The organism is Rudanella paleaurantiibacter (assembly GCF_009184635.1).
GTDB lineage: Bacteria > Bacteroidota > Bacteroidia > Cytophagales > Spirosomataceae > Rudanella > Rudanella paleaurantiibacter.
Map to the genome: position 1 here is coordinate 558,158 of NZ_WELI01000003.1, position 13,099 is coordinate 571,256.

Annotated in this window: 7 protein-coding genes; 4 read left to right on the forward strand and 3 right to left on the reverse strand. The window is 55.2% G+C overall.

All coding sequences use genetic code 11. The annotated features are described in order from the left end of the window. Positions 1 to 673 precede the first annotated feature (673 nt). Both F5984_RS10885 and F5984_RS10890 read left to right on the forward strand, forming a co-directional pair. Positions 674 to 6,613, forward strand: a complete 5,940-nt coding sequence (locus tag F5984_RS10885; RefSeq protein ID WP_152124273.1) for an SdrD B-like domain-containing protein — start codon at positions 674 to 676, stop codon at positions 6,611 to 6,613. A gap of 296 nt (positions 6,614 to 6,909) precedes the next feature. After that, a complete protein-coding gene (locus tag F5984_RS10890; RefSeq protein WP_185155494.1) occupies positions 6,910 to 7,830 on the forward strand; it encodes an aspartate carbamoyltransferase catalytic subunit in 921 nt (306 codons plus the stop codon). Positions 7,831 to 7,997: 167 nt separating this feature from the next. Here F5984_RS10890 and gldA read toward each other — a convergent pair whose 3' ends face one another. After that, the gene (gene gldA / locus F5984_RS10895; protein WP_152124274.1) at positions 7,998 to 8,918 is read right to left on the reverse strand and encodes a gliding motility-associated ABC transporter ATP-binding subunit GldA; all 921 of its coding nucleotides are present in this window, start codon (positions 8,916 to 8,918) and stop codon (positions 7,998 to 8,000) included. Between the two features lie 216 nt (positions 8,919 to 9,134). Here gldA and F5984_RS10900 point away from each other — a divergent pair, with 216 nt between their 5' ends. Next, positions 9,135 to 10,799, forward strand: a complete 1,665-nt coding sequence (locus tag F5984_RS10900; RefSeq protein ID WP_152124275.1) for an amino acid permease — start codon at positions 9,135 to 9,137, stop codon at positions 10,797 to 10,799. Between the two features lie 32 nt (positions 10,800 to 10,831). Here F5984_RS10900 and F5984_RS10905 read toward each other — a convergent pair whose 3' ends face one another. Both F5984_RS10905 and F5984_RS10910 read right to left on the reverse strand, forming a co-directional pair. Beyond that, positions 10,832 to 11,569 (reverse strand): class I SAM-dependent methyltransferase, encoded by a 738-nt coding sequence (locus F5984_RS10905; protein ID WP_152124276.1) that lies wholly within the window; start codon positions 11,567 to 11,569, stop codon positions 10,832 to 10,834. Positions 11,570 to 11,765: 196 nt separating this feature from the next. Beyond that, positions 11,766 to 12,482 carry a TVP38/TMEM64 family protein gene (locus F5984_RS10910; RefSeq protein WP_152124277.1) on the reverse strand — a complete coding sequence of 239 codons (717 nt, stop codon included), beginning with the start codon at positions 12,480 to 12,482 and terminating at the stop codon, positions 11,766 to 11,768. A gap of 150 nt (positions 12,483 to 12,632) precedes the next feature. Between F5984_RS10910 and F5984_RS10915 the strand changes: the two genes are divergently transcribed. Then, entirely contained in the window at positions 12,633 to 13,022 is a 390-nt protein-coding gene (locus F5984_RS10915; RefSeq protein ID WP_152124278.1) for a phage holin family protein, read from the forward strand. Positions 13,023 to 13,099: the final 77 nt, after the last annotated feature.

Sequence of the window (13,099 nt, forward strand, 5' to 3'; positions counted from 1 at the left end):
CCTTATTTTAGGTTGTTATTTAACCAATGGCTCTGGTTCTCGCTATCAACTACGAGGATCAGAGCCATTACCGTTTTCTACTCACTTACAGCTTATTATCAGAAAATTAAAAGGACACTTTTCATTAAGTAAGAAATAACACAACACACGCCTGTTGCTGGCACAGTTTTTACTTATAAATACGCAAACTTTCAGGAACAGATATAGATATATTACCTCTATTCAGTCACCTGAATTACATCTGTATCTAATCCCGCAAAAGCATTTCTTTATCTACCAAAATATGAACGTTAGTAAACAAATCAACTCGTTTGGGAAACGCATTTTGTCATCAACTCACCTTGTTTCTTATATGTAATGCATGACGATGGCATAGTTTTTGGAGCACAGTCTGTAACTTTTTTTGAGATTTATTTTCTGGCAAACGGCAAATAACTATGTATTTATACCGCATTAATTTTTAGCCCTCTGATATACTTACTTTAGCGCCGGAAATAATGCACAGTACTCATAAACAATTACTTATAAATAATTTATAGGGTCTATAAAAGTAATAGATAATTACTCAAATAAAAACATATAAATTCATTCATTTTTTGCATGGTCTTATAGTTGCTGGTTTGCAGTCAATTGGCAGAGTTGCTGATCAAACTGCATCTCACATTAATGGGTCATGAAAAAATTATACGTACTATTTTCTCAGCTACCAGCCCATCGATTCTTTTTTTCCGTAGTTCTGGTTCTGTTAATCGCTGGTGGGGCGCAAGCCCAAACGATTACCGGAACAGTGTACCGGGATTTTGATTCGAACGGGATTTATGCGGCTATTCCTACCTCCGGTACTTATGCGTACGGAGAGCCAGGTGTACCGGGCGTTGTTGTCACTGCTTACCCCAGTAGCGGTGCCCCCATCTCCGCAACCACAAACTCCGTTGGTTCGTACACGATCAACGTTGGTAATACCAACCCCTACCGGGTTGAATTTACCAACTTAGTCACGGGCGACTATGAGAGTTTCCGGGGGACCAACAGCCGAACCTCGGTTCAGTTCGTCGTCGGTGGGAATACGGGGGTTAACCTCGGGATCAACTACCCCCCGAACTACTGCGGGGTCCAGAATCCCTATCTAGCCACGTCCTGTTACACCAACGGTGACCCCACCAAACCCAGCTCTCTGACCAACAACCCGGCCAACGACAACTGGATGGTAGGCTGGCAGTATGATGGCACCAATACCGGCCGGAATACCTACCTCTCCAAAGGAAGTATTGGTACTACCTGGGGCCTGGCCTATCAGCGCACCACCAACTCACTGTTTGCCGCTGCCTTTATGAAGCGCCACTCAGGTTTCGGTACGGGTGGCCCCGGTCAGATCTACAAAATTGACGTGACCAACCCAACCAGCGCATCGGGCACAATTGTTCCTTTCGTGAACCTGACCACCGACCTGGGTATTCCGGTTGGTACCGACCCACGCGCCCTGACGGCTCTGCCCGTGAATAAGTTTACGCCCAACTACGACGCAGCCGCCTTTGATCTGGTGGGCAAAATGTCGTTGGGAGATATTGATATTTCAGACGATGAGCGCACCCTGTGGGTGATGAACCTCTTCGACAAGGCTCTGTACGAGCTGCCTATTGGCGTACCGGCCACTAAGCCTACTACGTTTACCAAGCACCTTTTACCCACAGGGGGCTGCGTGAGTGGTACGCTCCGGCCGTTTGCCACCAAATACTACCGAGGCAAGGTGTATGTAGGGGCCGTTTGTTCGGCTGAAACGGGTGGTACAGCCAGCAACCTGACGGCACTGGTGTACGCTCACGACCCCGCCGGGGCCGATGGTAACTTTACGCAGGTACTCTCGTTTCCACTTACCTACACCCGGGGCTATGCGTCGTCGCGGGGTACTAACCCAGGCACCGGACTTGCCGTACTGCCCGGCACCTGGCGGCCCTGGATTGACCAATGGACCGACATTCCAAGTACGTTCCTGAAGGGTGCCTACGACCAGACGATTTGCCCACAGCCGATGCTCTCCGATATTGAGTTCGACGTGAACGGTGAAATGGTCATCGCTATGATGGACCGCTTTGGTCACCAGGGGGGTAACCTCAACTACTCGACCATTTCTTCAACGACAGCGGTTTACGAAGCAACCGCAGCGGGCGATATGCTCCGGGCTGGTCGCCGGGCTGATGGCACGTACCAGCTCGAAAGCAATGCTATTGTAACGAACATCCCAGCCAACAGTGTGACGCCCATCACGGTTACGTCGCAGGGCACCAACCAGACCCCAGATCAGGGCCCAGGTGGCGCTGAATTTTACTGGCAGGACATGTACCCACAGGTAGCCACCCCGAACTCATCAACGGCCGACGGTGGCCACCAGGAGATTCTGGTCGGCGGCATTACACTGCTGCCGGGCACGGGCGAGGTGGTCAGTACGGCTTTTGACCCATTCAACGATTTCCGGGCGGCCGGTGCACGTTACTACAACAACGTGACGGGGGCGTCTAACTACGTGTACGAAGTTATTTCGCAGGACGGCGGGTTTACCTCACAGACCCAGCAGGTGGCTACGTTTGGTAAAGCCGCCAGTCTGGGTGATTTGGAGGTATTCTGCGAGATTCCTCCGATTCAGATTGGTAACCGCGTCTGGAGCGACCTCGACAACGACGGGGTTCAGGACGCCAACGAACCCGCCCTGGCTGGTGTTGTGGTCAACCTGAAAGGCCCCGGTCTGCCCACAGCGGGTGTGTCGGTCACAACCAGCGCTACGGGTGAATACTACTTCTCGAACGCAAGTGGCACCAATGCCACCGGATTTGCTTACAACCTGACCACACTTACTTTGGGTGGCACATACACGCTCACGTTCCCACTTTCGGCCTCGGCCAATACACTGTATCTGAGTGTTAAGTCGAACGCAGCCACCGGCACCAACGCTGACCTGATTGATACTGACCCCAACACGGCCGGTCTTATCACGTTTACGCTCGGTCAGGCCGGTGAAAACAACTTTAGCTATGATGCGGCCTATACCGACTGCGCTCTGACAGTTGGCCCTGTAACGCCAACCTGTAACACGCTGACCAACGGATACACTCTGACGGGTACCATCAGCTTCACGAACACCCCGGCCACCAACCTGACCATTTCGGCAGCAGGGGCCACTACGGTGGTGAGCGTGACAGCCGGTCAGCCTTCGCTTACCTTTACCTTGTCGGGTACCAGCCTTATCAGCAACGGTCCCGCCAGCCGCACCCTGACCATTGTGTCGTCGGCATCGTCGTGCGGAACTGCTTCGGCTACGTACACCGTACCGGCTACCTGCACCGTTTGCCCCACGCTCACGGTTAGCCCCACTACCCTACTATCGGGCACGGTTGGGGTTGGTTACAGTCAAACCCTCACCACCACGGGCGGTGTCAGCTCGTACACATACGCCGTGGTTGGTGGTAGCCTGCCTGCGGGCCTGAGCCTATCACCAACCGGTGTAATCAGTGGCACCCCAACGGCCAGCGTAACCACCTCATTCAGTGTTCGGGTGACAGACGCCCTCAACTGTTCGGCCGTGGTACCGCTCAGCCTGACGGTTGTACCGGCTCCGGTATGTGGGCTTAGCCTGACCGTAACCCCGGGCCTCTGCCAGTCGGCTACAAACACCTATACGCTCACGGGCCGGGCTGCAACAGTCAACGTACCGGCAAGCGGAACCCTGACGATTAGCTCAGGGGCCTTCTCTCCAGCATTTGTTCAGACGATTCCGGCGGGTAGTAGCACGGGTAACTTCAGCTTCAGTGGTCTGGTGAGCAACGGCAATACCTTTACGGTGACGGCGTCGTTCTCCAACACGGCCTGCGCCCCGGTTAGCCAAACCTACACGGCCCCGGCCTCGTGCTCGGTAGCGCCCCCCTGTTCGCTCACGGTTAGCTCACGCGTCAGCGTATGCGACCCCGCCACGAACACCTACTCTTCGACTATCACGGTAGGCCTGACCAACCCGGTAGCGGGTGTGCTCACACTGACTGATGGCGTGCTGAGCCAGACCGTTGCGATTACCGGCAGCACTACAAGCGCGGTGGGTATTTTCAACGGATTAATCTCTAACGGCACGCTGCATCAGGTATCGGCCAGCCTGCCCAACTGCGGCACGTCAACGGCGACCTATACGGCCCCAGCTTCGTGCTCGGTGGCTCCCCCCTGCTCGGCAACACTGGCCGTAACACCGGGCCTATGCCAGTCGGCCACCAACGCCTACTCCGCAACGGCCACCCTGACGGTGGTGAACGTGACCACTCCGCAAACGGTAACCATTACGATTGCCGGGGTCAGCAGCCAGGCCATTACATTACAGGCAGGCACTAATCAGGTGAGCTTCGATGTAAGCAATCTGCCTTCGGATGGCCTGGTAAAAATTGCTACGGCAACCTTCTCGGGTACTGTCTGTGCATCGGTCAGCAATACGTACACAGCACCGGCCTCGTGCTCGGTAGCGCCCCCTTGCTCGGTAACGCTCGCCGTAACACCGGGCGAGTGTAACACGCTCACCAACGCCTACTCGGCAACGGCCGTTCTGACGGCGGTGAACATCGACGCCCCCCGTTCGGTGACCATCAACGTAGCTGGTCAGACGCAGGTATTCAGCCTCACGGCTACGGGTACCAACACCGTTGTGTATGTGGCCACTAACCTGCCATCGGACGGTGCGCTCAAAACCGCCACTGCTACGTTCTCAGGCACTACATGCGCCAATACGTCGGCCACCTTTACGGCCCCGATGACCTGCACGAGCTGCGCGCTCATGGCCATCCCGACGGCAGGCTTGTGCCAGACGGCAACCAATAGCTACAGTTCGACGGTAGTGGTTGTGACCGGCTTGACCGGAGCCGGTGGAGTCCTCACCGTTACCGACGGCACCCGCAGCGTCACGCTGGCTGTAGCTGGTGGCCTGAGCAGCTTTACCGGCACGGCTGTATTCAACGGGCTGGTTAGCGACGGCACTACGCACACAGTAACGGCTACGCTCCCGGGTTGCGCATCGACCTCGACAACGTACACTGCACCGGCGTCATGCTCGATTGCTCCGGTTTGCTCGGCAACGCTCACAGTGACGCCTGGCCTGTGCCAAACGGCTACCAATACCTACTCGGCAACCTCGCTGTTGATTGTTGAAAACGTGACTGTACCGCAAACCGTTACCCTAACGGTAGGTGGTGTCAGCAGCACACCGGTATCACTGTCGGCAGGCCGGAATGAGATCAGCCTGACCACCATCGGTCTGCAATCAGATGGGTTGACCAAGGTAGCCACGGCGACCTTCTCAGGTACGGCCTGCGCTTCGGTAAGTGCTACGTTTACGGCCCCAATGACCTGCACCAGCTGTACGCTCATGGCCACCCCAACGGCGGGTCTGTGTCAGACGGCCACCAACACCTTCAGCTCGACGGTGGTTGTGGTAACGGGCTCAACCGGCACGGGCGGCACTATGACAATCAGCGACGGTAGCCAAAGCTTTACGCTGGCCGTAGCTGGCGGGCTAAACAGCTACACCGGCACGGCGGTATTTACCAACCTGCCCAGCGACGGCTCGACCCGCACCGTAACAGCTACGCTGCCGGGTTGCGCGTCGACCTCCGCAACCTACACCGCACCCCAGTCGTGCACAGCTACACCTACTTTTGATCTTCAGAAGCGGGTAAGCAGTGCCAAGGTACAGTTGGGCGATGTTGTCTCATACACCCTGATTCTGACCAATACCAGCACGGTGGCCGCTACCAATGTGGTCGTGAGCGATACAGCAACGGCAGGTGTGGTTGTTATTCCGGGCTCAGCCACGGCATCGATCGGTACGTTTACCCAGACCCTCAACGGGGGCGACTGGGCGGTACCGAGCCTGCCAGCCGGCACTACGGCTACGCTTGTTTACAGTGTGAGCATGACGGCCGAAGGGGTTGCGTTCAACACGGCGTTTATCCCCGGCAAAGACAACGATACGCAGGTATGTACCACCATTCCGTACAAGGTATGTAAGGGTCAGCCCTTCGCCTTCGAACTGTCGGCCCCGGCCGGTTACAGCCGCTACCAGTGGTATCTGACGGCCCCCGGTGCCGCAACGGCTACGCTCGTATCTGATAGTTCGCTCAACTCATTCACGGCTACCCTGCCCGGTGAGTACCGCGTTGTAATCAATGAAGGCGTGGTGGGTCAGTGCCCGCAAACGGGTTGCTGCCCCGTGGTAATCGAAGAAACCGAGGTGCCGCTGTACACGGTACTGACCCAGAACCCAACCTGCGTTGGTTCGAACCCACAGGCTAACGGTCAGTTGCAGATTACGGGCTTCACCGATGTACGCCGGTACCAGTTCCAGCTCTCATCGGGCACGAGCTTCGATGCCGCTACAGCTACGGTTGCCGCTTCGATTCCGGCTAACGGCATTATCGCCAGCAATCTGGCGGTAGGCAACTATACGGTTCGGGTAATTGACCGGCAGACGGGCTGCTTCCGGGATGTGACGGTGGCTCTTACCGCCAACTGTGCCTGCCCCGAAGAGATTTGCGTACCGGTAACGATTAAGAAAACCAAATCGCAAGGCAAAGTAGTGACGCCTTGAGCGATTGAGCGATTGAGTGATTGCGTGATTGCGTGATTGCGTGAATGGCGAAAGCGTGAGGGATGGTCCTTCACGCTTTCGTCGTTTTTACGCCAGGCAACATTCTGGTTTTGCCGGGCCGCGTTCGGCCGAACGCGGCCCGGCAAAACGCGGCCTGCACCCTTTCACCGCCCGGCGGCCTAGTCTTTCACCACCTGACCAGCGGCTCACTCTTTCGCGCTTTCACTCGTTCGCATTTAGGATTAACCCGCCCCTCGGGCTATCTTTGCCAAACCGTTTGCCGCCCCTCTATTATTATGCAATCGCTCAGTACGCGTCACCTGCTGGGAATCAAAGACCTGACCGAATCCGACATTCAGCTCATTCTGGCCACTGCCAAGGAATTTAAGGATGTCATCAATCGCCCGATCAAAAAAGTCCCTTCGCTGCGCGACATTACGATTGCCAACGTTTTCTTCGAGAATTCGACCCGCACCCGGCTCTCGTTTGAACTGGCTGAAAAACGGCTCTCGGCCGATGTCGTAAACTTTTCGGCTTCGGGCTCCTCGGTCAAGAAAGGCGAAACCCTGCTCGATACGGTCAACAACATTCTGGCCATGAAGGTCGATATGATTGTGATGCGGCACAGCAGCCCCGGTGCGCCCCACTACTTAGCGAAACACATTCCGGCCAACGTAGTCAACGCGGGCGATGGCACCCACGAGCACCCGACGCAAGCCCTGCTCGACTCGTTTTCGATTCAGCAGAAACTGGGCGACGTAGCCGGTAAGCGCGTGGCTATTATCGGCGATATTACCCACTCGCGGGTGGCCTTGTCCAACATTTTCTGTTTGCAAAAGCAAGGGGCCGAGGTGATGGTGTGCGGCCCGGCAACGCTGATTCCCAAACACATCAGCGCTCTGGGTGTGCGCGTTAGCCACGATGTACGCGAGGCTCTCAACTGGTGCGACGTAGCTAACGTACTGCGTATTCAGTTGGAACGGCAACAGATCAAGTACTTCCCTTCGTTACGGGAATATTCGCTGTACTACGGGATTTCAAAGCAGATGCTCGACGAGCTGGACCGCTCGATTGTGCTGATGCACCCCGGCCCGATAAACCGGGGGGTTGAACTCACCTCCGACGCTGCCGACTCGCACCACAGCATCATTCTCGATCAGGTTGAAAACGGGGTGGCCGTTCGGATGGCGGTCCTGTACCTGCTGGCGCAGTTGTAACGAGTGTAGGATAAGTTCATACGAAAGACTTGCGAAAAAAGTTTTGGACAGGATTCCAGGATAAACCGGATTTATTCAGTTGGAAGAAAATCCGGTTTATCCGATACGTCGGCCCGGCTGTAATCCTCTGGGCCGCCAGGCGGTCAAAAAGAAACGTTAACCCCCGTTTACTTCTGCGTGAGTTCGCGGAAGATTCCCTCCAGATTACTCGCTTGTTGACGCAGGCCAACGAGTGTGAGCCCACGGTCGGCCGCGAGCCGAAATACCGACGCCCGCAAATCGGTGCCAGAATCGGCTGTCATGCGGTACTGCCCCGGTGCAATGCGCTCCACGGTTTGTACACCCGGTATCTGTTGGAGGGCTTCGGCATCGGCGAGGTCGGTTTCAAACTCGGCAACCACAGTTAGCCCTCCCTCGGCCTGAGCGCGCAATTCGGTCAGGGGGCTGTCGGCTACAAGCTCTCCCCCACTGATAATCACCACCCGGTCGCAGAGGGCCTCAACCTCCTGCATGATGTGGGTCGAAAACAAAACAGTTTTGTCGCGACCTACCTCTCGGATCACCTGCCGGATTTCGGAAAGCTGATTGGGGTCGAGGCCAGTAGTAGGCTCGTCGAGGATGAGCACCGGCGGATTATGCAGCAGCGCCTGCCCCAAACCCACCCGCTGGCGGTAGCCTTTCGACAACTGCCCGATACGTTTGTGCTGCTCCTGCCCCAGTCCCACCCGCTCGATCACCTGGGTTATTTCGCGGGTGAGCCCTTCCCCCCTGAGGCCGTGCAGTTCGCCCGAAAACCGCAGGTATTCTTTCACGTACAGATCCAGATACAACGGGTTATGCTCGGGCAGGTAGCCTACACTCCGGCGCACGTCCATCGGGGCTGTCCGCACATCAAAGCCGTTCACCAGTACGGTACCCTCGGTGGGCGGCAGGTAGCCCGTTGCCACTTTCATGGTTGTCGACTTACCGGCTCCGTTGGGGCCCAGAAAGCCAACAATCTGGCCCGGCTCCACCGAAAACGAAATCCCGTTGACGGCACGCTGCCCCGAATCGTACTGCTTGGTTAACTGCTGAACGCGTATTGACATGAATTGAAAAGCTAAAACACTGGCTATTAGACAACCGACCGATGAGCCCTAAAAACGGGTGAGCCGGGGATGCCCCTTGAAGGCTATGAACTGGTAGCTCCCCAAGTTGGGCATACAAAGGCCAATATCCAGCTTCTAACGTCTGACATCCAAAAAGTATTTCTATTTTTAGCGTTTAAACGAGAAAATCTCCCTTCCGTTGCTGTCTCTGCCTTTATGAGCAACTCTCTTTTTCGCAAAAAAACGGTAAACTCGGTTCTTGCCGAAGCCGAACACGGTGCCTCCTCACAAATGATGAAAATTCTGGGTGTCCGCGACCTTACCTCGCTGGGCATCGCGGCCATTATTGGGGCAGGTATTTTCAGTACTATCGGGCGGGCTTCGTTCAACGGCGGTCCGGCGGTATCGTTACTATTTGTTTTCACGGCCATTGCCTGCGTGTTTACGGCCCTTAGTTACGCCCAGTTTGCCAGTACGGTGCCCGTGAGCGGCAGCGCCTACACCTATGCCTACGTGGCTTTCGGCGAAATTTTTGCCTGGATCATCGGGTGGTCGCTCATTCTCGAATATGCCGTTTCGAATATGGTCGTGGCTATTTCGTGGTCCGAATATTTTACGGGGATGCTGGCCGGATTCGGCGTCAGTTTTCCCGGATGGCTTTCCAGCGATTATGGGTCAGCGGCCCGCGCCTACGAGGCCGTGCAGCAGTCGGCGGCATCGGCTACGGATGCCCAGCGTGTGCTGGCCGCAGCGTACGAGGCCGCTCCCAGCATCGGTAGCCTTAAAGTAATTATGGACTTACCGGCCGGGTTAATCACGGTACTGATTACCGCTCTTGTGTACATTGGTATCAAAGAGTCGCGCAATGCGAGCAACGCCCTGGTGGTGCTTAAACTGGCCGTCATTGCCCTGGTAATTGGAGCCGGCGTATTTTATATCAAGCCCGCCAACTGGACGCCCTTTGCTCCGAACGGCGTGGGCGGGGTACTGAGTGGGGTAGCGTCGGTGTTTTTTGCGTTTATCGGTTTCGATTCCATCTCGACAACGGCCGAGGAGTGCCGCAATCCGCAACGCGACCTGCCGCGTGCCATGATTTACTGCCTTGTTATCTGTACGGTGCTTTACGTACTTATTACGCTCGTACTCACAGGCATGGTGAATTACAAGGAGTTGGGCGTCGACGATCCGCTGGCATACGTGTTTCAGAAGGTAGGTGTGGATGCTATGGCCGGGATTATCTCGGTGAGCGCGGTCGTAGCCATTACGAGTGCCCTGCTTGCCTACCAGCTGGGGCAACCCCGCATCTGGATGACCATGAGCCGTGACGGACTGTTGTGGCCCATTTTCTCGAGCATCCACCCCAAATACCGCACGCCCTGGTTCTCAACCATGGTTACGGGGCTGCTCGTAGCACTGCCCTCGCTGTTTCTCGACATGCAGTTTTTCATTGACCTCACGAGCGTCGGGACGTTTTTTGCCTTTATTATGGTGTGCGGGGGGATTCTGTACCTCGACGCCAAGGGCATTTCGGCCCAATCGAAGTTTAAAGTGCCGTATGTAAACGGCAAGTACCTGATTGGGATAGGCCTGATTGGGGTAGTAGCCTGGGGATTGTCGGGCGGATGGCTGTTTAGCTCAATGGCCGAGAAGCCTCTGCTGTATGTGTTTTACCTGACTTGGGCCGTACTGTCGGTGCTGGCCTTCCAACGCAATTTCTCCCTGTTACCGGTGCTGGGTATCCTGACCAATCTGTACCTCATGACCGAGCTGGGCCTGAGCAACTGGCTCATTTTTGTGGTTTGGCTCGTAATCGGGCTGGTGCTTTATTTTTCGTATGGCTACCGGAAGAGTAAGCTAAATCGAAGCCCGGTCCAACAGTAAAGAATAAAAGGGAGAATAGAATAAGTAAGGCTTCACTCCCCCTTTCCGTAGATCAAAATATGCTGTTGGGGCAGGCGTTTGTCGTTTTTAAGCAAACGTAACCCCACAGCCTTCATTTCTTTAGTCGCCTGCGCTTCCGACATTTTATGGTGCTCCTTGATCGGCACGTTGGGGTCTTCGGCCCGGTACTCTACCAGCACAACGCGCCCGCCCGGCCGCAACGACTGCACAATGTTCTCCATCATCTCGCGCGGGTTCGAAAACTCGTGGTACGCGTCCACCATCAGCACCAGGTCTACGCTGTTGGCAGGTAGCTTCGGGTTGGTAATGGTGCCCAGTACCGGCTCTACATTGGGGGCTTTATTTTTGCGTTTGCCCGCTTCCAGATACTCGATCATTTCAGGTTGAATATCCACCGCCAGTACTTTGCCCTGCGGCACCAGCCGGGCCAGCCGAAAACTGAAATAGCCTGTTCCGGCTCCAATATCAGCCACCACATCGGTCGATTTGAGGGCCAAAGCGGCCGCCAGCAAATCGGTACGCTCTTCCTGCTGTCGCTCCGAACGTTCGAGCCAACCCGCGCCGAGGTGCCCCATCACTTCCGAAATTTCGCGGCCCATGTACACCCGCCCGATGCCATCGTAAGCGGGGGTCTTGGTCTGATAGTACCCGGCCGTATCGGGAGTGCGGGTTGTTGTTGGCGATTGTTGTGAAGCCCCCTGCCGACAGGCAACCGTGGTGAGCAACAAGAGAAATACGTAACGAATCATACAGACTGAGGGGAAGTACTAATCAATGTATAATGAACAATGTACAGTTTCAGTACTGGACATTCGGACTTCAGACACTGGACATTAGACTTACTACCTTTAGATATGGAGGTCTAACGTCTAATGTCCAACGTCTAATGTCTAATATCCAACATCTAATGTCCAGTACTGAGTATTTTATATTCACTCAGGCCACCTAGTCCTGCGTGGCGGCTTTCTTGATCCTTCGGCCAAACCAGTAGCCGAGCAACAATAGCCCACTTACAATTGTGAGGCCGATAAAGCCTTTCCGCATCAGGTCCTGACTCCGGCTAAAATACGCGATGAGCAACGTTAACGGAGTCACCCCCAGCAGAGTAGCCGTAATAAATTTGGGGTACGATAAACCCGATAATCCACCAACCAGACTAATGGCATCGCCCGAAATGAACGGGGTCATCCGGGCAAAAACAATCGACCAGAAACCGTTTTGTTTGACCCAGGCCCCGGCTTTACGTTCGGTTTTGTCGCCCACAAGTCGGCGAACCATGGCCTCGCCCACCCCGCTACCTACGCCGTAGCCTACCGTAGCCGCTACCCCCGACGCCACCAGCGAGATCAGGGTACCGTTGACCGGCCCATACGCCAGCATCGACACCGCAATGAGCACAAACGAAGGCACCACGACCATAAAAATCTGCGCTACCATAGCAGCCACAATAATCAGCGGACCGCGCCAGCCAAACCGACTCACCCACTGCGAAATACGCGGCCGGTCATCGCTCGATAGCACCTCGACTGCCTCGCTGATAAATTGGTTAAACGCTGGTACCGCTACGTAAGCAACCCCGAGCCCACCCACGAGCAGCACCGTCAGGATGAGGGGTAAGTATTGAATCAGTTTGTGAGAATCGTGTTCGGTTGAATCAGACATGTGCCATCAAATGGGTAGATGTTCCATTAACCCGCCCTGCTCCAATGTGTTTAGGGTCAGTTAGTCTGTAGATAGCCCGGCAGGTGTAGTTTTCGAAACAAAACTGCATATTGCATTCTTCTAACGGCAAACAATCCTTCTGTTCATTGTATGAATTTCATTCTACATCTCCTGCTCGATGCCGCCGTCATTTTCGGTCTGGCTTACGTGATGCCCCAAATCGAAGTAAAGAGCTTCGGTACGGCCGTACTCATTGCGTTGCTACTCGGCATACTCAACTTCTTTGTGGGCTGGCTACTGGCGTTTCCGCTTAACCTGGTCACGTTTTTTTTACTGACGGGCTTGGTACGACTGGTGGTTACAGCCCTGCTGCTCAAGCTGATCGACAAGTTTATGGATAGCTTCACGATTCACGGTTTCTGGCCCGCCCTCGTGATTGCGTTGGCCGTTGCGGTAGCTGGTACCCTGATCGACCGGTCGGCCCCGAGCGAGCCCATGCGCGAGGCTGGCCACGTAGCCGTACTGGCCCCCGGCCGGTAAGCAACGTATACTCTTTTTTGCGAAAAGCACCTTGTCGGAAGATAAGGTGCTTTTTTCAATGTCATCTTTCTAAACAA